General features: G+C 60.5%; 19 protein-coding genes. 2 read left to right on the forward strand and 17 right to left on the reverse strand.

The features are described 5' to 3' along the window. Window positions 1–78: 78 nt before the first annotated feature. Together A7K61_RS15360 and A7K61_RS15365 are read right to left on the reverse strand one after the other, a co-directional pair. Window positions 79–480, reverse strand: a complete 402-nt coding sequence (locus A7K61_RS15360; RefSeq protein WP_069557870.1) for a nuclear transport factor 2 family protein — start codon at window positions 478–480, stop codon at window positions 79–81. Continuing rightward, window positions 473–1,660, reverse strand: a complete 1,188-nt coding sequence (locus A7K61_RS15365; RefSeq protein ID WP_044270493.1) for an MFS transporter — start codon at window positions 1,658–1,660, stop codon at window positions 473–475. Before A7K61_RS15365 ends, A7K61_RS15360 begins: the two co-directional genes overlap by 8 nt. A 111-nt stretch (window positions 1,661–1,771) precedes the next feature. Here A7K61_RS15365 and A7K61_RS15370 point away from each other — a divergent pair, with 111 nt between their 5' ends. Further along, window positions 1,772–2,629, forward strand: coding sequence for a LysR family transcriptional regulator (locus tag A7K61_RS15370; RefSeq protein WP_069557871.1), 858 nt, complete (start codon window positions 1,772–1,774; stop codon window positions 2,627–2,629). On the opposite strand, the gene A7K61_RS15375 is transcribed toward A7K61_RS15370, so the two are convergent. The 15 genes from A7K61_RS15375 to yaaA form a co-directional block, all read right to left on the reverse strand. Next, window positions 2,626–3,438 carry an SDR family oxidoreductase gene (locus A7K61_RS15375; protein ID WP_069557872.1) on the reverse strand — a complete coding sequence of 271 codons (813 nt, stop codon included), beginning with the start codon at window positions 3,436–3,438 and terminating at the stop codon, window positions 2,626–2,628. The genes A7K61_RS15370 and A7K61_RS15375 overlap by 4 nt on opposite strands. A gap of 14 nt (window positions 3,439–3,452) precedes the next feature. Continuing rightward, window positions 3,453–3,917, reverse strand: a complete 465-nt coding sequence (locus A7K61_RS15380; protein WP_044270487.1) for a hypothetical protein — start codon at window positions 3,915–3,917, stop codon at window positions 3,453–3,455. Window positions 3,918–4,628: 711 nt separating this feature from the next. Then, window positions 4,629–6,080 carry a mannose-1-phosphate guanylyltransferase/mannose-6-phosphate isomerase gene (locus A7K61_RS15385; protein ID WP_032893494.1) on the reverse strand — a complete coding sequence of 484 codons (1,452 nt, stop codon included), beginning with the start codon at window positions 6,078–6,080 and terminating at the stop codon, window positions 4,629–4,631. A 152-nt stretch (window positions 6,081–6,232) separates the two neighbouring features. Next, window positions 6,233–6,889, reverse strand: a complete 657-nt coding sequence (locus A7K61_RS15390; protein ID WP_034134560.1) for an alginate O-acetyltransferase AlgF — start codon at window positions 6,887–6,889, stop codon at window positions 6,233–6,235. Window positions 6,890–6,905: 16 nt separating this feature from the next. After that, window positions 6,906–8,078 (reverse strand): alginate O-acetyltransferase, encoded by a 1,173-nt coding sequence (locus A7K61_RS15395; protein WP_069557873.1) that lies wholly within the window; start codon window positions 8,076–8,078, stop codon window positions 6,906–6,908. 11 nt (window positions 8,079–8,089) lie between these two features. Continuing rightward, a complete protein-coding gene (locus A7K61_RS15400) occupies window positions 8,090–9,622 on the reverse strand; it encodes an MBOAT family protein (protein ID WP_032893491.1) in 1,533 nt (510 codons plus the stop codon). 226 nt (window positions 9,623–9,848) lie between these two features. Next, the gene (locus tag A7K61_RS15405) at window positions 9,849–10,958 is read right to left on the reverse strand and encodes a mannuronate-specific alginate lyase (protein ID WP_014717003.1); all 1,110 of its coding nucleotides are present in this window, start codon (window positions 10,956–10,958) and stop codon (window positions 9,849–9,851) included. An 8-nt stretch (window positions 10,959–10,966) separates the two neighbouring features. Further along, complete coding sequence (locus tag A7K61_RS15410) at window positions 10,967–12,415, reverse strand: alginate O-acetyltransferase (RefSeq protein WP_044272117.1); 1,449 nt, start codon at window positions 12,413–12,415, stop codon at window positions 10,967–10,969. Between the two features lie 11 nt (window positions 12,416–12,426). After that, complete coding sequence (algG, locus tag A7K61_RS15415; protein ID WP_032893489.1) at window positions 12,427–13,995, reverse strand: mannuronan 5-epimerase AlgG; 1,569 nt, start codon at window positions 13,993–13,995, stop codon at window positions 12,427–12,429. Next, window positions 13,995–15,485: an alginate export family protein gene (locus A7K61_RS15420; RefSeq protein ID WP_032893487.1), complete on the reverse strand. Its 1,491-nt coding sequence runs from the start codon at window positions 15,483–15,485 to the stop codon at window positions 13,995–13,997. The genes algG and A7K61_RS15420 overlap by 1 nt, the downstream gene beginning before the upstream one ends. Beyond that, window positions 15,482–16,906: an alginate biosynthesis TPR repeat lipoprotein AlgK gene (gene algK, locus A7K61_RS15425; RefSeq protein WP_044271965.1), complete on the reverse strand. Its 1,425-nt coding sequence runs from the start codon at window positions 16,904–16,906 to the stop codon at window positions 15,482–15,484. The genes A7K61_RS15420 and algK overlap by 4 nt, the downstream gene beginning before the upstream one ends. Window positions 16,907–16,995: 89 nt before the next feature. Continuing rightward, the gene (locus A7K61_RS15430; RefSeq protein WP_003188739.1) at window positions 16,996–18,162 is read right to left on the reverse strand and encodes an alginate biosynthesis protein Alg44; all 1,167 of its coding nucleotides are present in this window, start codon (window positions 18,160–18,162) and stop codon (window positions 16,996–16,998) included. A gap of 37 nt (window positions 18,163–18,199) precedes the next feature. Continuing rightward, the gene (alg8, locus tag A7K61_RS15435) at window positions 18,200–19,681 is read right to left on the reverse strand and encodes a mannuronan synthase (protein ID WP_161794312.1); all 1,482 of its coding nucleotides are present in this window, start codon (window positions 19,679–19,681) and stop codon (window positions 18,200–18,202) included. Between the two features lie 83 nt (window positions 19,682–19,764). Continuing rightward, window positions 19,765–21,081 (reverse strand): nucleotide sugar dehydrogenase, encoded by a 1,317-nt coding sequence (locus A7K61_RS15440; protein ID WP_032893483.1) that lies wholly within the window; start codon window positions 21,079–21,081, stop codon window positions 19,765–19,767. Between the two features lie 878 nt (window positions 21,082–21,959). Next, a complete protein-coding gene (gene yaaA / locus A7K61_RS15445) occupies window positions 21,960–22,739 on the reverse strand; it encodes a peroxide stress protein YaaA (RefSeq protein ID WP_069557874.1) in 780 nt (259 codons plus the stop codon). Window positions 22,740–22,982: 243 nt separating this feature from the next. Between yaaA and A7K61_RS15450 the strand changes: the two genes are divergently transcribed. After that, the gene (locus A7K61_RS15450) at window positions 22,983–24,107 is read left to right on the forward strand and encodes a polysaccharide deacetylase family protein (RefSeq protein WP_069557875.1); all 1,125 of its coding nucleotides are present in this window, start codon (window positions 22,983–22,985) and stop codon (window positions 24,105–24,107) included. Window positions 24,108–24,230 lie beyond the last annotated feature (123 nt).

Genomic DNA, 24,230 nt, shown 5'->3' on the forward strand with positions numbered 1-24,230 from the left:
ACCGTCTGCTGCTACCTCACGAAGTTGTGTAGAAATCTATGCCCATCGCATGCAAGCCAGCTCCCACATTTGAACGCGTCAGGCTTTGATAAAGGTCTCGTGCAAGTGCCGCCACAACAGCGCGCCACTGGCCTGTTTCTCAAACACCACCGTGGCGCGGCGGTCGGTCTGGGTGCCACTGTCATCCACCTGATGCTCGCGATACGTCACCGTGGCGCCCCGTGCATGACGATCAATCCCGGTCATTTCACTCAAGGTGATTTTCAACCCCGGACGCATCCCGCCCAGGCGCGTAAACAACGCATTGACCCCGGCCCTGTTGACCCGCGTTCCGGTGGCGGGCGCGACCATGCTGAACTCGGGTGAGAAGCGCGCCAGCAGATTTTCCAGCGTGCCCTGAGGCGCAACCCCGGCAAACCATTGCTCGATCTCGACGTGGGTCTGGATCACTTCTTCAAAAAAATCGCTGTAGTCAATCATGCTTGGGCTCGCTGCAAGGGTGAAGCAGCATGCGTACTCTGGAAGCATCCAGGCGCAACACTGCGAAAAGCGGCAACAGGGTCAGAGCTGCCGCCATCGTGAAGGTTATGGCGAAGGAATCCAAGGCCGACAGGATTGCACTGAGCACGGCGGCGCCGACGCAGAAGCTTACTTGACGGTTCATGTTCCACAACGCACTGGCGTGGCCCATGCGCTCGGCCGCAATATCCAGAAAGGCCAGGGTTTGCGCGGTGCTGCTGCACAGGCTGCCGCCCAGGCCCATCAACATATAGGCGGCAATGATCAGGGCCGGCTCGTTGAGCAACAGGATGCCGCCACATTGCAGCGCCATGCCCGCCAGTAGCAAGGGTTTGGGGCCGCAGCGATTGAAGAGTTTCTTGCTCAGGTAGATTGCCACTGCCGAGGCCAGTGCCCAGGGCAGCATCAGCGCGCCGGTTTGGGTGGCGTCATAGCCCAGGCTGCGCACATAAAGGATGGCGATCAGGCTGGTGCCGATAAACACCCCGGGGATACACAGGTAGACCAGCATCGCCACGCGCAGCATCGGACTGGCAACCTGTTTGAAAATACTGCTCAGGTCCAAAGGCGGGCGCACTCGGGTGGGCGCGTCGGGTTTTATCCACAGCAAGGCCAGCAGCAGGGTGATCAGGGCCAGGGGCAGGTTGGCGTAGAAAATCCAGCGCCAGGACACACTGTCGACAATCACCCCACCCAACGCTGGCGATAACGCCGGCACCAGCAACGCCACCGACATCACCCGCGCCGTCAGCTGGCTGCGCTCGGCGGCGGGAAAGTGCCGGTACGCCATGGCCTGGCCCACGGGAATGAGCAAGCCGCCGCCGAGCCCTTGCACCGCGCGCCAGCCTATCAACGCCTCGATGGAACCGGCCTGGCCCACCATCACCGAGGCGCCGGCGAACAGCAGCAGGCTGGTGGCGATCAGCGTGCGTTCGCCCATGATCGCTGCCAGCCAGACACTCAAGGGAATGATCAGGGTCAGCCCGAGCATGTAAGCGTTGCTGATCCACGCCAGTTGCGTGACCGAGGCGTGCAGCTCGCGGGCAATGTCCGGGTAGGCGACGGTGGCGACAAACATGTTCACCAGGTCCAGGGCAAAACCTAATAAAAAGATCCAGGCGACTTTCGAGCGGTAGGTCATGAACGCGTTCCTGCGAGTGAAGCCGGCAGGGTAGGCCGCACGCAGGGTTTGGGATACGTCGGTTTGCCTGCTAGTTTGTCAAAAATATTTTGACAAAGGAGGGCGTCCGCCATGGTCAGCCTGGACCGATTTGACACCTTCAAGGCTGTGGTCGAGGCCGGTTCGCTCACTGCTGCCGCGGATCTGCTCGGCCAGACCCGCGCCGTGGTCAGCTTCAACCTCAAGCGCCTGGAAGCGGAACTCGGCGTCACCCTGCTGACGCGCAACACCCGCCAGTTGGCGCTCACCGATGCCGGCGAACGCTTCTACCTGCGCTGCACGCGCATGCTTGAAGAGGCGCGCCTGGCGGTAGAAGAAGCCCGCAGTGAGCATGCCCAACTCAAAGGCACCCTGCGCATCACCACCACTGTCGAATATGCCCTGGCCGTGGTCGCCCGGGCGGTAGAAGCGTTTCGCCGTTTGCACCCGGACCTGAACATCCACTTATCCACATCCTCCACCCACGCGGATCTGATCTCCGAGCGTTTTGACGTGGCGATACGGCTGGGGCGCTTGCTGGACTCCAATCATCGGGCGGTGCAGTTATCGACGTTCGAGGTGTTTGCCGTCGCGGCGCCGCAGTTTGCCGGGTTGCAGACCCTGGATGAGTTGGAACAGGTGCCCAGGCTGGGCCATGGCCGCTTGAGCGAATTGAGCGTGACCGACCCGGCGGGTCTTGAACACTCTTATCGAGCCGGCCCGTCAGCCTTGGTGGCCGACAGCGCGTCGGTCCTCCAGGCGTTTGCCGTGCGTGGCCACGGTGTGGCGGTTTTACCGCAATGGTTGGTGCAGGAGGATCTGGACGCGGGACGCTTGGTGCGCCTGTTGGCGGACCACCGTTTTGCCCCGCAAGGGGTTTACGCGATGTATCCGGACACGCGGCATTTGCCGCTGAAGGTGCGGGCGTTTATTGATTTCATGAAGCCTTAGAGTGTACCGCCCAAGCCAAAGCGCTTCTTCAACACCTTCTCCAACAACCCCTTGGGCAACAGCGCCGCCATCCACGGCAGCGCCCGGCTGCCGTTGCCCGAGCGCAGCAGGCGCGGTGGTTGTCCTTGCTGCACTGCCTTGAGCACGTCTGCGGCAAATTCACTGGCTGGAGTGGGTTTATCCTGGGACGCTTGGCTGCGTGCACGAATGCCCTCGCGCAATGGCCACCATGGCGACTGTTCGTGGATCAGCAATTCGGCCTGGGCGCCGGCATTCTTTGCAAAGCGGGTATTGATTGCCCCCGGCTGGACTTCCATCACGCGCACGCCAAACGGTGCCAGCTCCATGCGCAGGGCGTCGCTCAACGCATGCACAGCGGCTTTGGACGCGCAGTAGGCGCCGGCGAACGGCGTCACCAATACGCCGGAAACACTGCCGATATTCACCACCAGGCCCTTGCTGCGACGCAGGGCGGGGAACAGCGCCTGGGTTACGCCGACGATGGAAAACACATTGGTCTCGAATTGGCGCTGCATCGCCTCGGTGCCGCCGTCGAGCAATGGGCCCATGGCGCCATAGCCAGCGTTGTTGATCAGTACATCCAGCTCGCTCCATTGCTCCGACAAGCGTTGCAGGGCGGTGCTGTCGTTGACGTCCAGTTGTAGGGCATTAAAGCCTGCGGCAGTAAGCGCGGCGACGTCATCGGGTTTGCGGGCGCTGGCCCATACCTCGAAGCCTGCGGCTTTGAAGGCTTCGGCGAGGGCACGGCCGATGCCGCTGGAGCAACCGGTGATCAGTACGTTGGGCATGGGTCCATCCTTTGTCAGTCCGAGAAACTGCCTTGCAGGTGCTCGGCGCGAAATTCCAGGGTTTGTGGGCGATAGCCAGGGCGCAGCGGCGGGGTGGGCAGGCAATCCTCCCAGGTTGCACCCGCCTGCAACTCGCCGGGGCCGCGATAGCGCGGAGCGGCGTAGACATTGTCGGCCAGGTTGACCGTATCGCCCGGCGCATAGGCGGCCACGCGCCAGCGCAGTTCGGTGAGCGGTACGTCGTTGCCGTTGTTGAGGGTCAGTTTGAGCGGTCGGTCGGCGGGGCAGTCTTGCGGCGCGTAGGTGATGCGCAGCTCAAGGCGCGCCAGTTGCGACGCTTCGCGGTTGTCCAGCCATACCACCCACACTGCGACAAACCCCAGGCCGACGGCAGCGGCCAACGATACCGGCAGCGCCTTGGCGGGGTAGCGCAGCAGCAGGACCAGCCAGGTGATGATCAGGAGAACGCCGAAGAACATGGAGACCACCTCGAATAGGGAACCAGCATCCTAACTTAAGCTTAGGTGGGATTGGTTACCTTGAGCATTGTGTTGGCCGGGCGGACGCCATCGCCGGCAAGCCAGCTCCCACAGTCGACCGCATTCTAAAGTGGGGGCGCGGTCAACTGTGGGAGCTGGCTTGCCTGCGATGAGCATAGGTATCTACACAATTTTGTAGGTTGTAGCAGCCAACGGTAACCACGATGCGAAGCGAGCCGCTCTTGATCTTGATCTGCTTGTGATCTTGATCTCAAGCGCCCCGTTAAATCACACTGGCGAATTACGGGTACACCGAGCCTAAGCGAGGCGCCGAGTGGTGGGGCAAGAGCGTTTTGCTTACTTTTGCGCTGTTCAAAAGTGAGCCGCCGTCAGGGCGGAACCCAAAGTGGCCGTTACCGCAGGAATGGATATACACACAATCCAACGGTGTTGACTGCCAGGCCGCCTTCGCGAGCAAGCCCGCTCCCACAGTTTGATCGCGGGGCGTCAGGTAGATAAGCATCGGCTGTCCGGTCGCCACGGGAGCAAGCTCCCTCGCCACAGGTTCGGCGCACTACCCGAAGTTGTGTAGATACCTATGCTGCGATGACGCCTGTACAGGCACCACAAACCCCAAAGAAAAAGCCCCCACCCAACCCACTGCGGATAGGGGACGCAATGGGCTGGGCGAGGGCTTCTTGTACGACTGTTTTACTGCGCGATAGTTTTCACCGATACGCCACGTTCAACCGGTGTCGAGCGCCCGTAGATATCTTCGAAGCGCTCGATATCGTCTTCACCCAGGTAGCTGCCCGATTGCACCTCGATGATCTCCAACGGGATCTTGCCCGGGTTGCGCAGGCGGTGCACCGAGGCGATCGGGATGTAGGTGGACTGGTTTTCGCAGAGCAGGAACACGTTCTCGTCACAGGTGACTTCGGCGGTGCCGCTGACCACGATCCAGTGTTCGGCGCGGTGGTGGTGCATCTGCAGCGACAGGCACGCGCCCGGCTTGACCGAGATGTGCTTGACCTGGAAGCGCCCGCCCATGTCCACCGAGTCGTAGGAACCCCACGGGCGATAGACTTCGCAGTGGTTCTGGGTTTCGCTGCGGCCTTGCTCGTTGAGGGTGTTGACCATCTGCTTGACGCCCTGGACCTTGTCCTTGTGGGCAATCATCATCGCGTCCTTGGTTTCCACCACCACGATGTTATCCAGGCCGATCACCGACACCAGTTTGCCGTTGCCGTGCACCATGCAGTTGCGGCTGTCCTGGATCACCACGTCGCCTTTGCTCACGTTGCCGTTGGCGTCTTTATCGTTGACCGCCCACAGCGAAGCCCAGCAACCCACATCGCTCCAACCAGCAGCCAATGGCACCACGCAGGCGCGTTGGGTTTTTTCCATCACGGCGTAGTCGATGGAATTGTCCGGGCAGCAGGCGAAGGTGGCGTCGTCGAAGGTCACGGTGTCGGCGGTCTGCTCGCTGCGTTCCAGGGTCAGCACGCAGGTGTCGTAGATGTCCGGATCATGCTTTTTCAGCTCTTCGAGGAAGCGGCTGGCGCGGAACAGGAACATGCCGCTGTTCCAAAAGTAGCCGCCGCTTTTGACGAACTCGACCGCACGTTTTTCATCGGGCTTTTCCACGAACTGTTGCACGCGGCTCACGCCTTCAGGCAGCAGCGAATCGTTGGTGGACTTGATGTAGCCGTAGCCGGTTTCCGGGCGGGTGGCTGGCACGCCGAACAGCACCATCTCGCCACGCTCGGCGGCCACGGTAGCCAGGGCCAGTGCGCGTTGCAGGGCTTTCTGGTCGTCGATCACGTGGTCGGCGGGCAGTACCAGCATCAAATCGTCACGGCCTTCGTTGACCAGCATCATCGCGGTCAGGGCCACGGCCGGCGCAGTGTTGCGGCCAAAGGGTTCCATCAGGATGCGCTGGCAGTCGAGCTTACGCGCGCTCAGTTGCTCGTTGACGATGAAGCGGTGGTCTTTGTTGCAGACCACGATGGGGGCGTCCATGCCTTCGAACACCAGGCGCTCCAGGGTTTGCTGGAACAAGGTGTGCTCGCCGGTCAGAGCCAGGAACTGCTTGGGGAACTGTTTGCGCGAAAGCGGCCAAAGACGTGAGCCGCTACCACCGGAAAGGATTACTGGGATCATGGGTGTTTCTCCTTGAATCAGTTTGGGTCAGAGCCTGTGGGAGGGGGCTTGCTCCCGAAAGCGGGGTGTCAGTCGGCACATCTGCAACTGAACCACTGCATTCGCGAGCAAGCCCGCTCCCACAAGGGACGAGCGTCAATTTCAAAAGCTAATCAGCGGGTCGATACCGGGCGTTTCACCCACACTGGCGACAGGCTCGAACCAGAACCGGTGACATACAGCACCGCCGCTTCACCGCGTTCCAACGCAACCGGCTTCACATCGCCGACTTTCTTGTCACCGTCATACAACGCCAGGCTCACTTTCACCGGGTTGATCTCACGCTCGCCACGGCCCTTGGCAGCCACCGACTTGACCACATCGGTCTTGCCGTCGGCGGTTTTCAGGGTCAGGGCCTTGTCGCTGAGGTTCTGTACGCGCACCAGGGATTTCTGCTTGTTCTTGAACGGTGGCTCTTCGATCAACTGCGGCTGGCCGCTGCCGCTGTTGACCAGGGTGTAGTAGTGGTCGGCGGCCAGCTTGACCGGCAGGGTCTGGCTGCCGACCTTGGCGCTGTAGTCACCGCCGGGCATGAAGCTGAAGTCGCTGCTGGCCAGTGGCGCAACGTCGCTGAGGTTGGTGCTGCCGACGGTGGCGCTGACTTCCTGGTTGCTGGCGTTGTAGATACGCACAAAGCTGGAGCCTTTTGGCGCAGTCGGGCCGTACAGGGCGGCGTCACCGCCAGCGAAGGCCGACAGGGATACGAAGCTCAGGCCCGCAGCGATTGCCAGGGTTTTAGCGAGACGACGAGGAGTTGTAGTGAAAGTCATGTGAGTTACCTCTCTTTCAGTTTTGCGCCCGGTCGGGCGTCTCGGATTTAGATGTGTTGATTGCCATGTTCTGTTGGCGCGAACCGGCTTGTTTAAGCTGCGCAACCCAGGCCGGGTCGGCATCACCGATTTCGTTGTTAACGGGCAGATAGCGTTCAGGAAACTCCCAGATCAGCACTTGCGGCGGGCTGTTCTTGAAGTCATCACTTTTGAGGTAGCTGAGCATCGGCAGGATCGGGCCGTGGCCGTCTTCGGCGTAGCTGACCACGTCGCTGTGCAAGGCTTGCTTGAGCGCACCGACGAAGTTCCAGTTGGGGTTGGCGCTGTAGCTGGTGCCCACCAGTGCCACCGGGGTTTCGCTGTCGCTGAACAGCGCGTCATCACCTTTCTGTTCGGCCAGGTGGGTGACGCGTTTTTCCAGCGGCTCTTTAGGCGGCATCAGGTTTTCGAACAGCGGGTCCAGGGGCAGGAACAAACGCAAGTCGCCTTTATGCGGCTCGGTTTTCTCGGCCTCGGTGACAAAACGCTGCGGCTCGCCGCTCAGTGGGGTCTTGTCGGCAATCGCCTTGGCCAATTGCTTGGCGGCGACTTCGGCACCGTCTGGGGTCCAGTGGGTGTCGGTGCGCAGGAACACTTGCTTGCCACTCAGCTTGGCCTGTTGCAGCGGGCCGAGCAGGTCCGGGGCCGGAATGTTGTCCGCCGCCACTCGAGCATGGAAATCCTGGTACAGATTGGCGTGCACGCTGGCCGGTTTCACTTCACCCAGATGCTCCGGATACAGGCGCACCTTGGCCGGCACGATCGCCATCACCAGTTGGATACCCTGGGCCTTGAGCTTCTGGCGCACGCCTTCGACCAGCGCGTAGTTGCCTTGCAGGTTCTGGTCTTCGTTGACGGCGGGGTTGAACTCCTCGTCGCTGTACAACCAGTGATCACGGCCCAGCACCACGCCAGGGCGGCCTTCATTGAACAGCTTGTAGTCCAGTGCCGCCCACAGGTTGGTGCCCAGGCGCTTGATCGGGAACTCGTCGTCGTAGTGGGTCTCGACGGCTTTGGTCCAGCGACCGTTGAGCACGGTGGCATCGGCGTTGGTGCTGAAGCCAAAGAAACTGCGCAGCGACCAGGCGCCAAGTGCCAGCAACAGCACCAGGAACAGGCTGATGTAGAGGACGCGTAATGAACGGGTCATGGTCGGCTCCCTCAGAATTGGAAGTAAAGGAACGGCGAGAAACTCTGCGCCGACAGTTTGAGAATCGACGCCACGAACAGCAGCAGTACCGCGCCGCGCATGGCGTAGCGTGGCCAGTCAGCGGTCCAGTAGGCCGGTTGCACGGCAGCGTCACGGCCCACGCTGAAACCGGGCTCGTGGATGCTGCCAGGGTTGTCGCCGGGTACGGCCTTGATCAGGCTTGGGTCGGCTGGCTTGGTCTTGTCGGCAGGGCGGTTGGTGTAGAAGTCGCGCAGGCCGAAGAACGCCAGCGTTGCGTAGGCCACCACCAGGGTTGCTACTTGCAGGCCGGTGAGGTTGGCGCGGTTGAGTTCCGACAGTGACCACTCGCCAAAGCTGAACATCGCACCGTACATACGCCCGGCAACGTGCAGGTTTTCGGCGCGGAAGATCACCCAGCCCATCACCACCAGCAGGAAGGTGAAGGCCCAGCGCAATACATTGAAACTGCGCGGCGCGGTGTTCAGGCCGATGGCTTTTTCAATCGCCAGCCACATGCCGTGCCAGGCGCCCCACACGATGTAGGTGATGTTCGCGCCGTGCCACAGGCCACCGAGCAGCATGGTCAGGAACAGGTTGCGATAGGTGGTCAGCGTGCCTTTGCGGTTGCCGCCCAGGGTGATGTACAGGTAGTCACGCAGCCAGGTGGACAGGCTGATGTGCCAGCGCCGCCAGAACTCGGTGATCGACTGGCTGATGTAGGGCTGCTTGAAGTTTTCCATGAAGCGGAAACCCATCATCAAGCCCAGGCCGATGGCCATGTCGCTGTAGCCGGAGAAGTCGAAGTACAGCTGCGCGGTGTAGGCCAGCGCGCCGAGCCAGGCATCGCCCGTGGTGGGGTTTTGCAGGGCGAAGCAATGGTCGGCCACCACCGCGAGGGTGTCGGCAATAAAGACCTTCTTGATGAAACCCTGCATGAACCGCGTGCAGCCTTCGGAAAATTTATCCAGGGTGTGGGTGCGGTTGTTGAACTGGTCGGCCAGGTCGCGAAAGCGCAGCACGGGCCCGGCGATCAGGTGCGGGAAGATCGCCACGAACGCCGCAAAGTCGATGAGGTTGCGGGTTGCCGGGGTGTCACCACGGTACACGTCGATGATGTAGCTGATGGACTCGAAGATGTAGAACGAGATCCCGATCGGCAACAGCACGTGGGTGAGGATGAACGGCTCCAGGCCGGCCGACTTCATCATCACGTTGATGCTGTCGACACCGAAGTTGGCGTACTTGAAGTAGCCGAGGATGCACAGGTCGACCGCCACGCCGAGCAACAGCCAGCGCTGCGCCGGCTTGGTGCGTACACCGGCGGCACCCACCTTTAGGCCGATCCAGTAGTTCCACAGCGTGACGGCCGCGAACAGCGCCAGGAAGTCCACTCGCCACCAGGCGTAGAACACGTAGCTGGCAATCAGCAGCAGCAGATTGCGATAGCGTTGCCCGCTCAAATAGTACAAGCCGAGGAAGATCGGCAAGAACAGAAACAGGAACACATTGGACGAGAAAACCATCCCGATCTCTCCATGTTTAACCAACAGTCAAGGGCCAGAGCCCCCCCAAACCCCCCCACGATTTCGGGGGAGGCTGTATTGCATTTCTACTGACGAAACCGGTTCAAACTGTGGGAGCGGGCTTGCTCGCGAAAGCGGCAGTTCAGTTACAGATGTGCCGACTGACACACCGCTTTCGCGAGCAAGCCCGCTCCCACATGGGGAACCCATTTCTTCAATTAATTTGTCAGGAACCTTTGTTGCCTTTTTCATGCGCCGGGTCGTAGACCTTGGTCAGGTCACCCCCCAGACGGAAGGTCTTGAACGGTTGCATGCCATGCTTGCGTTCGATCACATCCGGCGCGCAGGTGTAGAGGGTGCAGAAGGGCTCAAGCCAGGCAAATTTCATGTCTTCCTTGAGGTCCTTCATGTCCTGCTCTTTGCCGTTCTTCTGTTCGAAGATGTCCGGGTCTTTCACCCCGGCCAGCACCTTGTCACCCAGGCGCTTGAGCGCGCTATTGTTTTCCTGGCGCAGGTCCACGCCGTTGACCAAGGCAAAACTGGCGATCATCGACAGCGGCGGCAGCGCGTAGTTGTGGTACGACAGGGCGCGTTGCTGACGCTTCAATTCGTTTGGCAGGAAGCCCTGGTCATCGACCTGGTTCACGCCGACCTTGTATTCCTTCACCGCCCAATCAAACAGGTCGCGACGGTTGGTGGCGATGGACGTTGCCATCACCGACCAGGCGGCCCAGTAGGAGTGGTTGTTGGTTTTTTCCAGGGGCAGGTTGTCCCAGTCGCTCACCACCTGGTCGGCCAGCTTGTTGAACCAGGCTTCGATCTGCTGGGCTTCCTGCGGGTGCTTGGCCAGTGGCTGCGACTCGGAGAACTTCAGGCGCACATAGGCCGAGGCCATACTGCCCAATGCCCATTTGCGCATCGACTTGCCGGTGTGGTTGAAGTCCTTGGACATCAACGCATCGGCCTTGGCCCATGACACCAGCCAGTTCAGGGTGCATTCGAGCTGCTGTGGGCGGCCGTCACGCATGAACTGCATCACGCGCTTGCTGGTGTCTTTTTCCAGCTTGGTGATGTCGGCGGTGCTGTCGCGAAAGGCTTTTTCCGACTGCACATTCAGGGTCGAACGGGCCTTGTCGGAGCCTTCGTATTTGCTGCGAAACTGCAACGGCCCGGTGTAGGGCGTTGGCATGCTGTCGCAATCATTCTTGAAGTCGCCGGTCTTGAATGCTTCGATCGGTGCGAAATAGCCCTGGGGCGGACGCAGTGGCGCCGCCGCATTGACGGAACCTGCGAACATGGCCAGGCCCAGCAGGCCAGGGAGCAATAACTTTTGCATAGGTAACCTCACTTCCCGAGTTGGGCGGTCTGCTGACCACCGCTTGGAAATACGTTGCGTGTGCAAATTTTCGCTTCAACCTTCTGCGCTGCAGCGCCCGCTTCGGGGCCCTGCACTTCCACGGCCAGCAAGTTCTGCGAGGCCCAGTCTTCATCGGTGCGCAGTTCAAAGGCGAAACGCCCGTCTGTATCGGATGTTTCGGGTTTCTCGATCTTGATGTCCTCGTGGCGCCCGTTCATGTACCAGAGGGTGGCTTGCAAGGTTTTCACCGACGGATCGGCGAAGCGGATATCGACCTGGTGGTTGGCGTTGCGCAGGTCTTTGTTGGCGCTGTTGACCATCAGTTCGTTTTTGCCGGGTTTGAGCGTGGCGCTGGCCGACATTTGCGCGGTCTTGCCTTCGCAGCCGTTATCCAGCAGCGCCATCATCTGGCGGTAGATGGTTTCCTGGTCGAGGCGGTACAGCGGCGAGAATTCCCAGATCAGGATCTTCGGTGGGCTCTTCTGGAATTCATCGCTGCCCAGGTACTGCAGCATCGAACCTTCCAGGCCACCGCCGGGGAAGGCGACGTTGAGGATGTCGGCGCCGATTTCTTCTTCCAGGAAGCCGGCGAAGTTGTAGTTCTTGCCACTGTGGCTGGTGCCCACCAGGGTGATCTGCGGGTTGCCCGAATCGCCGAACAGGTCGCCGTCACCGGCTTCGCCCTTGGGCTCGGTGGTGAACTGGTCCATGTACTGGATCGCATAGCTGGTGCCACACAGTTGCCCGGCCATGTTGTGCAGAGTGCCGGTCTTGCCCATGCGGCCCGAGCGCTTGGTCTCGAATTCACGCTTGGGAATCTCGGCATATTCCGGCATCTGCTTGACCTTGGCCGCGACAATTTTCGCGGTGCGCTGGGCGCCGTATGGGGTCCAGTGCTGGTCGCCACGGAAGTAGAAATCGTGGGCTGGCAATTCATCCGGCAGTTGTTCGTTGGTCAGCGGCGACAGGTCTGGCACCACGTAGCCCATCTTGGCGAAGCGGCCGAGCATGGTCTTGTAGTTGGTCAGGGCCTTGTCGAAATCGTACTTGGCCTTTTCCTCGGGGTTGAGCTTGTTGCGGTTCACCAGGCCACGGGTTGGCTGGTACACAACGACCAGTTCCACGCCCTTGCTCTTGAACGCATCGTGCAACTGTTGCATGCGCTTGTAGCCGGCCGGGGTGGTGTCGAATTCGGTGCGCAGGTCTTCCTGGGTACGGAACAGCCAGTCGCCCTGGGCTTGTACCAGGGTGGTGAAGTTCTGCTGGTAGCGCGTGGTGTAGTTCTTCGCGTCATGGGCGGCCGGGCACAGGCTGCAGCAGGGTTCGGCGGTGAAGGTCGGGGCTTTGACCTCATCGGCGCGTACGCCCTGGCTGGCCGCCAGCAGGCCGAGGGTCAGACCCGAGAGGCTCAGCAGTTTGATCATGTGTGGGTGCATAAGGGTCATCCTCAGTCCTGCAATTCGGTCTGGCGTTCGACGGGGTCGATCAGCACGGCTTTCTGCTGGCGCACCAGCAGGTCGAGAATTTCTTCCTGGCGGTCACCCAGGATGCCGGAGAAGCTGATGCCGCTGGATTTGGTCGGCGCCAGCATCGACACGCGATACAGTTCGATACTCAACGGCGAGTCGATGGACAGCGGCCCGCTGCCGTTACCCGCCAGTTCCCCGCCAACCACGATCAGCGACACCTTGGCATCGAACGGGTCGAGGGCGATGTCGCGGTCGGTGTCGGTCAAGTCTTTGATGTGGCCGTACACGCCGGTCAGCCCGTTGGCCATCGAGGTGTTTTCGTAGAGCTTGATGTTCACGCTGTTACGCACGCGGATCCCGTGGCGACGGTTGCTGATCACCTTGTTGCCCCACAGCAGGTTGTCACCGCTCTCATAGAGGGTGATGCCGTCGGTGTGGTTGCGGTAGATCTCGTTGTCGGCGATCAGGTTGTTCACGCTGTTACGGTCGATCACCAGGCCCGAGAGCTTGTTGTCATAGCTGCGGTTGTTGAAGATGAAGCTGTCGTTCACTTCCCGGGAAATGATGATGCCGTGCTTCTTCTTGGTGCCGTACACGGTGTTGTCCGCGATGATCAGGCCGTGGGAACGGTCGTGGGGGTCAATGCCGTAGACGATGTTGTCTTTGTAGGTATTGCCCTTGATCACAAAGCCTGTGGTCTCGTAGCAGTAGAAGCCGTACCACATGTCCGAGAACTCGGAATCGATGATCCAACCGGTCGGCTCAGGGCGCTTGAGCACCTTGGCCATGTTCGGCGTGTACTGGGAAATACTCACCCCGTACGACTTACTGTTGGCGTAGCCGAAGCTGGCCATCTTGGTCTTGGAGATATAGGTCTCGGTGCCGCCCCAGGCCAGCAGGAACGGGCGGAACTCCTTGGCCGACTTGAACAGCGCCGGGCCGTTGGCTTTTTCATCCCAGCCGGTGACCTTGGTATCGCGCACGAACAGCTGGCCGTCGTTGATCAAAAACGAACCGGCTTGCTGGGACAGGCGCAGCTCCTGGGTGTTTTTGTCGATATCGAGGATGCCTTTACGGCCTACCACGATCGGCAACTTGGCCAGGAACACGCCCGGCGACGTTTCGCTGAAGTACTGCTTTGGCACCTTTCCCAGCAGGTCCTTGAGGTTCATGTAGCCGTCGTCGACGAAGATCGCCTGGGGAATGCCATGCTGGCGCACCACCCATTCGGCCATCTTGTTGTCGCCGCCGATAAAGTCCTTGAGCGCGTCTTCCTGCATCATGCGGCGGATGCTGATTTTGCCCGCCTTGGTCTTGACGATTTTCTTTTCCATCGCCTGCGCGGTGTAGCCCGACAGGTCGGGCAGCGCCGGCTTGGCCATTTCCAGCGGCGCGGTAGGCGGGCTGGAAATGGTGTAGGTCTTGGCCTGTTGCAGTTCCTTGGCGATGGTCGGCGCCTTGGCCGCCGTATCGGCGAACGCTGTGGCGCTGGCCATCAGCATTGCCGCGACGAGTAGGCTTTGAGCATTCATGGCGCAGGCTCCCATCAGAATTTCCAGACCACGTCGACAAACGCGCGGTGCATGTAGGAGTCGACCTGGCTGCCATAGGCATCGCCGGGCTTGAACACGCCGGCACGCAAACGCACCAGGGCTGAAGGCTCGTCGATCGACTGGCTCAGCGCCGCAGGCAGCAAGCCTTTCTTGAAGTACTTGGTGACCACCAGGTCCATCTCTTGGCCGAGGTCTTTCTTGCCGTCTTCAAGGGGCAGGGAGGTGCTGGAGAGAATTGCACCGGTGACGTCATCGGTGTTGTTCTGCACCGCGTCGATACCGTTGCTGCCCACCGGCTTGTTGCCATCCACGCGCCAGAACTTGTGGTACACCAGGCTGGCGTCGTAGTCCTCGCGCAGCTGCCAGGAACCGAACAGGCTCATGGACTGCATGTTGTTCATCTCGCCGCGAAAGGCTTCACCGAAGCGATGCACACGGGACTGGGTGCCGGTCCAGTTCGAACGGTTGCTCTGCAGGCCGTTCTGCTCGTACTCGGCACTGGCGCGCGAATAGGCCGCTCCGACTTGCCACTGCGGGTCCAGGCGCAGGCGCACGCCGATGTCGGTGGCCCAGCCGCTCAGGTCATCGCTGCGCTTGGCGCTGGTGGGGCGCGTGCCGTCGGCGTTCAAGGCGTTGACCTTGTCGCGGTCGCCGCGCATGCCAGTGATGCTCGCCCAGTAGTTGACGGTGTTGGTGTTGCGCCAGTTGTAGGCGTCGCTGTTGGCTTCGATGCCCAGCCAGGTCAGGTCGCCGTTTTCGCGCTTGTCCAACGGGTCGCTGGCCACACCCGGTTCGGCGTAGTCGAGCTTGCCGTCGTCGTGGGTGTGGTGGCCGCGCACGCCGATCCACTGGCCCGGCGTCCACTGGTAGGCGGCGTCGGCGTAGAAGTGCTGGCGGTCTTTGTCGACCGGCGACAGTTCCTTGAGGTCGGTGCGGTATTCGCTGAAACGTTCGGCGGCGCCGACATTGGCTTTGAGCAAGGTGGTGTCGAAGGTCCAGTTCAACGCTTCGATGTTGGTGTCGCGCCATTGGCCGTCGTCATTGCGCAGGCGCTGGCGGCCGAACTTGAGGATCTCGCCGGGGTAGGGCGTGAAGCCGCTGTAGCCGACCCAGAACTCACGCAGGGCCAGGTAGTTTTTCTTGGCCTTGCGGTCGTCGTTGCTCGACTGCTGCTCGGTGGTGTCATCGGCCGACTGTTGCAGGGTGTCGGTCTCGATGATGTCGCTGGACACCACTGCCTGGCCCATGGCGTAGGCGCTCCACGCGCCGCTTTCGCCGTAGATCCAGGGGCGCAGGTCGAGGCCGATGCCGTTGACGTCGCCGCCTTTCTGGGTGCCGAGGTCGCGGTCATCTTCAGACTGCGCGGTGGCTTTGACTTCCAGGCCGAAGTTCTTGGCTTCGGTGAGCGCGGCCAGGGTCGGGCACGACCACAGCAGGGCGAAGGACAGGCCGATGCCGGCCTTGACGAATGGGTTGAGCTTCATAGGGATTCCTCGCCGTCTTCTTCTTGCAGGGCGTGCAGTTGCAGCGTGCTTTGGGCCAGGGTGCCGCGGGCGGCCAATTCCTGTTGCACCAGGCGTTGGCCTTCGGCGCGTTGCGCAGGGGTCAGCGGCGCTTCGAGCTGGGTGGCCAGGTCATTGGCCTCTGGCGTGTCCTGGGCCTTGGCCAACTGGCTGAAGACATAGGCGTTCAATGGGTCAGGCTTGGTGCCCTTGCCTTGGGAAAACAGTTGGGCGATGGCGAAGTCGGCACTGTTCTGGCCGTTGCGCGCTGCGGTCAGCAGGTGGTCCAGGGCTTTTTGCGGGTAAACCTTGCCCAGGTAGCCACGGCGGTAGATCTGGCCGAGGTAGTAATCGGCGGCCACTTCACGGCCCACGGCTTTCTCGAAATGCGCCTCGGCGGCCTTGGCATCGGCGGGCACCCACTTGCCTTCGTAGTAGAGCTTGCCCAGCAACAATTCGGCGCGTGGCTGGTCGGCGGCGCGGCCGTTGTCCAAGTACTTCATCATCTGGTCGACATCGCCCAATTCAGGGAAGTCGTAGAGCAGTTGCGCCAGGCTGACCCAGGACGCCGGGTAGCCGGGGGCGATTTTTTCAAGCAACGCCTGGGCGGTTTTTTCGTCCGGGGTGCCAAGGGTGGCATCGCCGAGTACGCGGGCGACGCTGTCGACGCGCTGGGCGGTGACGGTGCCACGGCTTACGCCTGCTTCCATCTGCTTGAGCAGTTCGGCCTGTTGTTCCGGCTGCTGTTTTTTCTGATAGACCGTGGCCAGTTCGACGTAGCAGATATCGGTGGTGTTCAGCGCGGCTTTGCAGATGCGCTCCACGTCATCCAGATGCTGGTCGTAGGTACCCTGGGTGCGATACAGCAGCACCTGGGCCAGGCCGGCTTCCGGGTAACCGGCTGCCTGCCATTGGCTGATCTGCTGTTGGGCATTCACGTTGGGGAAGCTGTGGGGGTATTGCAGGTACAGCATTGCCAGCGGGATCAAGGTATTGCCTTCGCCATTGGCAAAGGCTTTTTTCAGCAGGCTTTCGGCTTCATGGTGTTCGGCCTCGGTGGCGCCGGGCTTGGCCGCCAACAGGCGACCCAGGCGTGCCTGGGCACGCGGCGACGTATCTGCCGCCGCACGGTAGGTGGCTTCGGCCTGCTTGATTTGCGCTGGGTCGCGGGTGCCGACCTGAATATCGGCCAGGCCCACCTGGGCCTCGCTGTAGCCCAGTTCCGCCAGTTGCTGGTAATTCTGCTGCGCGGTGACGGTGTCGCCGCGCTTGAGGGCTTCGTTGGCCAGGCGCTGGTCGGGCAGGCCGGCGCAACCGGTCAACGAGATTGCCAGTGCCAATGTGCACACAGAACCAATGTGGGAGCGGGCTTGCTCGCGAAGAGGCCCTGTCAGTTGATGCATGTGTTGGCTGACACACTGCTTTCGCGAGCAAGCCCGCTCCCACAGGGATTGTGGTGTTTTTGAGAGAGTCATCACAGGCATGTCCTCGCTTACAGACCGTGGGCCATGGCTTTGTCGATCAGCCAGTTCAGCGATGGGCCACGGTCGCTGGTGACTTCTACCGGGCGGCCGGCGTAGGTGCTGTCCAGCGGTGCGTCAGGCTTGATCTGCACGCGGATGTCAGAAGACAGGTCGGCGCTGTTCAGGCTGGTGCTGCTGACGATGGTGCCGGTGCGCATCTGTTCTTCGTCGGCGACCTGGAAGTTCACCTGCGTACCTGGGCGCACGTCACCGAACTGGCGATAGCTGAAGCGCGCTTCCACATTGGCCTGGCTGCCGCGTGGCACCAGTTGGAAGATCACATCACCCTTGCTGGCGTACTGGCCGTCGGCGACCAGTTGCTGGGCCACCACGCAATCGCAAGGCGAGGTCAGGGTGCCGGTCATTTGTTTGCCGAACAGCTCTTCAACCTTGGCCGGTTGCAACTGGTCTTCGTCCAAGTGGCCCTTGAGTACGTCGAGCATGCTGGTGCTGAAGGTCGCCAGCGGCGCGCCTTTGGCTGCTACCGAATCACCTTTGAGCAGGCTTTGCACGGTGCCGTCACGGGGCATGGTCACGTTCATGCCCGGTACGCTGACGAGGCCGGCCTGGGCGTGGCTGACGAAGTACATGCCGTAGAGCGACTTGACTACAAAACCGAAGGCCGCCAGGCCGACCAAAAAGATCGCCAGGCTGAAGGTCACGGCGCGCAGGCGACCGAACGCGGTCATGCCGCTGCCGCCGTCCTTGACCTTGCGTGCCTTGGTGAAGTTGTCGCGTTGCAGGGTCGCGAGCACGTCGCCCATGGTCACGATGTCGCCGGACAGGTGCGAGGTGATCAGGTGGCGCAGGGTGGAAATATCCTGGGCATCGAGGTTCTGGAACTGGCAACCGGTGCGGCCGGTCTGGCGGTCGTAGGAGCGAATCTGCAGCTCCACGTCCATGGCCAGGCCGAGGTTATCGATCACGAACTGCAGGCGGCCCTTGTGCACTTGGCCGATGGTGAGCGGCTGGGTGGCGGTGAAGGCCAGGCCGCCGGCGGACAGGTCGATAACCTTCGCCTCAGTCGGCGTGCGGTCGCTGTTGAAGAAGCGCAGCTTGGCCGGGATTTTCACCCGGGCGTGTTGGCGCTGAGCTTCGGATTCGTGGACAACGTTGGCGTTTACTTGGCTATTCATCGGGTGTAATTCCTAGGTTAATTCAGGCTTGGCTGGGTCAGACCATCATCAGCAACACGGCAACGAAGATGCTGCCGGCGGAGAAGGTCATGGTCCGAGACGACCAGGTGTTGAACCAACGTTGAAAGCTGGCCAAATCGCGGGTCAGTTTGGTGTCCTGGCGGGTCCAGGACTGTTGATCAAGGCGGAAGAACACGTAGATCTTCACCAACGCGCCCATGATCTGGTTGTAATAGAGAATCAGCGGGTAGGCCGGGCCGATCTTGTGGCCAGAGCACGACAACAGCAGGGTGAGGATCAGGCGGGTAATGCCGATCCACAGCAGGTAGGCGAGGATGAACGCGCCGCCGTACTTGAAGGTGGCGATCATGGCCACGGTCAGGCCGAGCAGGGAGGTCCACATCGACACGCGCTGGTCGAACAACACCACGCTGGTGAACAGGCCGAGGCGACGCACGCCCAGGCCGAGCGCGCGGGAGTTCTGGCGCAGGTTGTTGCCGTACCAGCGGAACATCAGCTTGCGGCTGGCCTTGATGAAGCTCTTTTCCGGCGGGTGTTCCACGGTGTTGATCGCGGCATCCGGCACGTAGAAGGTGTCGTAGCCCAGGCGCATCAGGCTGAACCAGCTGGACTTGTCATCCCCGGTGAGGAACTTGAAGCGGCCCAGGCGCCAGTGTTGCAACGAGTCGCTTTCCACGTCGGCGATAAAGCCCGGGTCGGTCACTACGCTGGCACGGAACACCGACATGCGCCCGGTCATGGTCAGCACGCGCTTGGACAGGGCCATGGAGCACATGTTGATGTGGCGTTGGGCGAAGCGCAGTTTGTGCCATTCGCTCATGATGTAGCCGCCGCGCACTTCGCAGAATTCGTTGGTGGTCAGGCCGCCGACATTGCCGAACAGCTGGAACCACGGCACGGTCTTGCGCACCACGCCTTCGGCCAACACGGTGTCGCCATCAATCACGGCAACCACGGCGCGGTCGTCCGGCAGGTGACGCGAGATGGCGCGAAAACCGAAGGCCAGGCCGTCACGCTTGCCGGTACCGGCGATACGCACGAAGTCGAGCTTGACGTGAGCCGGCGGGTTCATCTTTTCCCAGAGGCTTTTGACCAGCAGCTCATCGGACATTTCCACCAGCGAGCACACCACGGTGGTGGGGAAGCCGCAGTCGATGGCTTCGCGAATCACCGAGCTGTAGACTTGGGCGGTGGTCAGCGCGTCGATACGAAAACTGGTGACCATCAGGAACACATGGGACGGGTCGGCGGCTTTGCCCAGCTTGCGCACTTTGCGGCGCAGGTGCGGGTACACCACGTACAGGAACAGCATGCCGCGAAAGAAATGCGTCGCGCCCATCGAGTAGCGCCAGATACCCACGGCACCAATCAGGAAAATAAAATTCTTCGATTGCGAATCGAAGGTGCTCGCCGGCAACAGCAGGGCGAGACCCATCAGCAGGCTGAGAAAGAACAGCCAGCCGGCCGATTGCAGAAATACATGTTTTAACTTGGACATAAGCGTCATCCGCAAGGTGAGGAGGCTTCAGGCTGCAAGCGCTGGGGATAAAGCCACTTGCAGCCTGAAACTTGCCGTTGCTGTTACCAGCAAATACCTTCGGTACGGCCGCTCACGCTGGTGGCCTTGGACATGAAGCCCACCAGGTCGACCACTTGTTTGCCTTCCGGAGCGTTATGCGCCAGGGCACGGAACTTCTCGTCACGGTTACCGAGGATGATCACGTCGGAGTTGTTGATCACATCATCGAAATCCGAGTTGAGCAGGGACGACACGTGGGGGATCTTGCCTTCGATGTAGTCCTTGTTCGCGCCGTGTACACGGGCGTATTCGACGTTGCTGTCGTAGATGCTCAGGTCGTAGCCCTTGCCGATCAGCATTTCTGCCAGCTCTACCAGGGGGCTTTCGCGCAGGTCGTCGGTGCCGGCCTTGAAGCTCAGGCCCAGTAGCGCAACTTTGCGTTTTTCGTGGCTGGAGACGATGTCGAAGGCGTTCTGTACCTGGGACTCGTTGCTGCGCATCAGCGAGTTGAGCAGCGGCGCTTCCACGTCCAGGGAGCCGGCGCGGTAGGTGAGGGCGCGCACGTCTTTTGGCAGGCACGAGCCACCGAAGGCGAAGCCTGGGCGCATGTAGTACTGGGACAGGTTGAGGGTCTTGTCCTGGCAGACCACTTCCATCACTTCGCGACCGTCGACGCCGACAGCCTTGGCAATGTTGCCGATCTCGTTGGCGAAGGTGACTTTGGTGGCGTGCCACACGTTGCAGGTGTACTTGATCATTTCGGCGACGGCGATGTCCTTGCGGATGATCGGCGCATCGAGTTCTTCGTACAGCGACTGCAGGACATCGCCGGAGGCAGTGTCGAACTCACCGATGACGGTCATCGGCGGCAGGTCGTAGTCAGCGATGGCGGTGGATTCACGCAGGAACTCCGGGTTGACCGCAACGCCGAAATCAACGCCGGCTTTCTTGCCGGAGCAGTCTTCGAGGATCGGGATCACCACGTTGGCCACGGTGCCTGGCAGTACGGTGCTGCGCACCACGATGGTGTGGCGGGTGGTCTTGTCACGCAGTACAAAACCGATTTCGCGGCATACCGACTCGATGTAGTTGAGTTCCAGGTCGCCGTTTTTCTTGCTCGGCGTGCCCACGCAGATCATCGACAGGTCGGTGTCGCGGATGGCTTCGGCGAAGTTGGTGGTACCGCGCAGTCGACCGGTTGCGATGCCTTGGCTCAACAGTTCGCCCAGACCTGGTTCAACGATGGGGGATTTACCCGCATTGATCAGGTCGATCTTTTCCTTGGAGATGTCTACGCCGACCACTTCATGGCCACGGGCAGACAGGCAACCGGCACACACGGCGCCAACGTAACCCAAACCAAATATGCTGATGCGCATCGCAATTACCTCTATGTTTAAATCATGCCATTAGATGGCCGGAGTTCATGTTTGCAAGCGTCACTGATGCCGCGAAAGTTAGGCGAATAGACGCCGACTTACCGCGTGCAGGCATGTTAAATAGCGAGTGACTAACTATTGCACTCAAGTTGTGCGCAACGTGGCCTTGTTATTGGGGCTTGCCCTGAAATGCAGCCGGTTTTCCGTGGCGGAAGGGTCCGGCGCCAGTGCCGCTGGGCTTTGATACAGGCAAGAAGCCTTTTGATATCAATGCCTTGGGTGTTGACACTGGCTCATTTAGGTCAGCGCTGCCTTGGCCTTTAGGGGGTTGGCAATGAGTCCTTATCGCCGCCCTCAACTCAATCAGTTGATGATATGACCCTCGAGCCAAAGTGCTTTATGACAACTTGGCTACTTCCATTGGTCGGTATGTAAGTCATCTCTTACGTAAACAGAGAATTTCGTTACCGGTGGTATGAGCGGTGCTTCAGGACGAAGTTCCGGGCCGCTCATCCCCTTTCCGGAAATTTTTTGAAATATTAGAAAAGATGGCACTGGTACTATATTGATAGCACTTGCTATTTAGGCCAGTAGTTATGGGGAGTTGGTGCGAGAGGATAGTTTTGTGCCACTACCGTTAAAAAAAAGTGGTGCCACTACGAAAAAAACCGACGAGTGTCGAGTGAAGAAATTGTTATGGATGTGTCTGGATATTTTTTGACGCCAAATAAATGACGATCCCGGGGCTGAAATGCAGACAAAAATGTGGGAGCTGGCTTGCCTGCGATAGCGGTGTATCAGCAACAGGTGAGTCGGATGACCCACCGCTATCGCAGGCAAGCCAGCTCCCACAGTTGATGTGGGTGGCTGTACAGGCCTTATTCCGGTGCGTGATCGCGCAAAAACACCAGGTTGTCCGGCTTGGACTGCTCCGCATTGAAGCGGTAACCCTGCACATCGAACTGCTTGAGCTGTGCTGGGTCGTTGATGCGTTCTTCAATCACAAACCGGCTCATCATGCCTCGGGCCTTTTTGGCGTAGAAGCTGATGATCTTGTACTGACCGTTCTTCAGGTCCTTGAACTCGGTATTGATGATCCGCGCCTTCAACGCCGTGCGCTTGACCGCCGAAAAATACTCATTGGACGCCAGGTTGAGCAGCACATCGTCGCCTTGCTCGGCCAGTGCTTCATTCAACCACTCGCTGATGCGCGTACCCCAAAAAGCATAGAGGTCCTTGCCACGGGCATTGGCCAGCTTGGTGCCCATCTCCAGGCGGTACGGCATCATCAAATCCAATGGGCGCAGCAAGCCGTAGAGCCCCGAGAGCATGCGCAGGTGGTCCTGGGCGTAGCTGAAATCGGCATCGCTGAACGTCTCGGCATTCAGGCCGGTATACACATCGCCCTTGAACGCCAGCAGCGCCTGCTTGGCGTTGTCCGCAGTGAAGGCCGGCGTCCAGCTGCCGAAGCGCGCGGCGTTGAGGCCACCGATCTTGTCGGAGACGTGCATCAACTCACTGATTTGCGCCGGGCTCAGTTCGCGCAGTTGCTCGATCAGTTCCTGGGAGTGGTCCAGGTACTGCGGCTGGGTGAAGCGCGCAGTGACCGGCTTGGACTCGAAGTCGAGGGTTTTGGCGGGGGAAATCACCATCAGCATGAAGTTGGCTCCTGGAATCGTGGGGGGATTCTAGGGGGTTGGAGCGTTCGACTCCACCTATCAAGCCGATAGGCCCCGGTTTTTGTGTAGGAGCGAGCTTGCTCGCGAAAGTCGTCAACGATAACGCTGGCGGGCTGAATAAACGCGGTGCCCAGACGTTTTTCGCGAGCAAGCTCGCTCCTACACAATAAAGGCGGATCAGTCCGCTATGATGGGCGGTAACTCTGGAAAGGAAGACCCCGTGTGCGATTAGCGCTTTTATTGTCCGCTTGCCTGCTGTGCCTGAATGCCCAGGCCGCGCCGGTGGATGTCGCCAGCCTGGACCGTGGTACCTGGCCGGAAAAACTCGTCAGCCCGGCGCTGTTCGATGTGGCTTCGCGTGCGGAGATCCTGATGTTTGCCCACGGCCTGCTCGCCAGCGAAGCCCTGGACGACGCCGCGCTCAAGCAGCGCTTGGGGTTGAAGATCATCAACCTGGCTGCCATCGACGACCTGCGTCGCCAGCTCTGGCAACGGCTGTTGGAGAACTACACATTCGCCCAGCAGAGCTGCGAAGAAGACGCCTCGTTCTGCTACCTGGTGGAAAACATGGACGACCTGCGTGAGCAGGCCGGCAAGTTCGAGGTCGGTGACAACTCTTTCTATATAGGCTGGGCCGCCCCCAGCCGGCACTTCCACGCACGCTATCTGGACGAGTTGTTGCGCAAGGCCGCGCTGTTTCCGCAGATCAGCAGTGAAGTGGCGCGCTTTGGCGATCATGAGCGCAACGGTGATGAACTCAATGACCGGATGTTTTTGCTGACCTTCGACGGTGGCCCTGCACCGGTCAGCGGCAATACCGACTGGCTCACCGATTACCTGCGCAAGCAAAAGATGAACGCGACGTTCTTTGTCCTTGGCAGCAGCTTGCAAGCCCGCGTGGAGCGCAGTTCCGCCGCCGATGTGCAGGCGCTGTACCAAGGGCAGTGCGTGGGGCTTCAGGGCTGGCAGTACCGCTCCCACAGCCATTGGGTCGACTGGCAAAGCTCCATCACCCGCAGTGCCGGGCTGGTACAGAACCTGATGCCGGAAAATTATGTGCCCTTGTTCCGCCCACCGTATGGGCAACGCCGTGCGGACAGCCAGGGCTTCTTTCAGCAACAGGGCTTGCAAGTGGCGTTATGGGATATCGATTCCCAGGACGAGCCGGGCAAGCTCAAGGCCGATGAGTCGGCGCAACGGGTGCTGACGCTGATGCTGCTGTGGCGCAAAGGCGTGATCGTGTTTCACGACACCCAGGACAAGGCGCGGGTGGCATTGCCGATGATGTTGCAGGCGACGGCGCAGAGTGGCTTGGGTTGGCAGGAGTGCCGCGAGGCATTTCGATGAAGTGCCCGACTTTGCTGGGGATGGGGTGTTTTTGGGGCGATTTGCTGCGACATTTCGATGCAGGCGGACTTCCGACTTTAACGGGGTACATGGCACTCGGCTAGTGCTATTCGTCATCCTGAA

The organism is Pseudomonas sp. AP42, assembly GCF_001728935.1.
Classification (GTDB): Bacteria; Pseudomonadota; Gammaproteobacteria; order Pseudomonadales; family Pseudomonadaceae; genus Aquipseudomonas; species Aquipseudomonas lactis.

What these genes read in the sequence shown, in the direction of transcription:
- A7K61_RS15410 (WP_044272117.1), bottom strand. Translation starts at nt 12,415, where the DNA reads ATGCACCCACACATGATCAAACTGCTGAGCCTCTCGGGTCTGACCCTC.
- A7K61_RS15405 (WP_014717003.1), bottom strand. Translation starts at nt 10,958, where the DNA reads ATGCAAAAGTTATTGCTCCCTGGCCTGCTGGGCCTGGCCATGTTCGCA.
- algK (WP_044271965.1), bottom strand. Translation starts at nt 16,906, where the DNA reads ATGCATCAACTGACAGGGCCTCTTCGCGAGCAAGCCCGCTCCCACATT.
- A7K61_RS15390 (WP_034134560.1), bottom strand. Translation starts at nt 6,889, where the DNA reads ATGACTTTCACTACAACTCCTCGTCGTCTCGCTAAAACCCTGGCAATC.
- alg8 (WP_161794312.1), bottom strand. Translation starts at nt 19,681, where the DNA reads ATGTCCAAGTTAAAACATGTATTTCTGCAATCGGCCGGCTGGCTGTTC.
- yaaA (WP_069557874.1), bottom strand. Translation starts at nt 22,739, where the DNA reads ATGCTGATGGTGATTTCCCCCGCCAAAACCCTCGACTTCGAGTCCAAG.
- algG (WP_032893489.1), bottom strand. Translation starts at nt 13,995, where the DNA reads ATGGGAGCCTGCGCCATGAATGCTCAAAGCCTACTCGTCGCGGCAATG.
- A7K61_RS15440 (WP_032893483.1), bottom strand. Translation starts at nt 21,081, where the DNA reads ATGCGCATCAGCATATTTGGTTTGGGTTACGTTGGCGCCGTGTGTGCC.
- A7K61_RS15360 (WP_069557870.1), bottom strand. Translation starts at nt 480, where the DNA reads ATGATTGACTACAGCGATTTTTTTGAAGAAGTGATCCAGACCCACGTC.
- A7K61_RS15420 (WP_032893487.1), bottom strand. Translation starts at nt 15,485, where the DNA reads ATGAAGCTCAACCCATTCGTCAAGGCCGGCATCGGCCTGTCCTTCGCC.
- A7K61_RS15375 (WP_069557872.1), bottom strand. Translation starts at nt 3,438, where the DNA reads ATGCCCAACGTACTGATCACCGGTTGCTCCAGCGGCATCGGCCGTGCC.
- A7K61_RS15395 (WP_069557873.1), bottom strand. Translation starts at nt 8,078, where the DNA reads ATGACCCGTTCATTACGCGTCCTCTACATCAGCCTGTTCCTGGTGCTG.
- A7K61_RS15400 (WP_032893491.1), bottom strand. Translation starts at nt 9,622, where the DNA reads ATGGTTTTCTCGTCCAATGTGTTCCTGTTTCTGTTCTTGCCGATCTTC.
- A7K61_RS15370 (WP_069557871.1), top strand. Translation starts at nt 1,772, where the DNA reads ATGGTCAGCCTGGACCGATTTGACACCTTCAAGGCTGTGGTCGAGGCC.
- A7K61_RS15365 (WP_044270493.1), bottom strand. Translation starts at nt 1,660, where the DNA reads ATGACCTACCGCTCGAAAGTCGCCTGGATCTTTTTATTAGGTTTTGCC.
- A7K61_RS15430 (WP_003188739.1), bottom strand. Translation starts at nt 18,162, where the DNA reads ATGAATAGCCAAGTAAACGCCAACGTTGTCCACGAATCCGAAGCTCAG.
- A7K61_RS15385 (WP_032893494.1), bottom strand. Translation starts at nt 6,080, where the DNA reads ATGATCCCAGTAATCCTTTCCGGTGGTAGCGGCTCACGTCTTTGGCCG.
- A7K61_RS15380 (WP_044270487.1), bottom strand. Translation starts at nt 3,917, where the DNA reads ATGTTCTTCGGCGTTCTCCTGATCATCACCTGGCTGGTCCTGCTGCTG.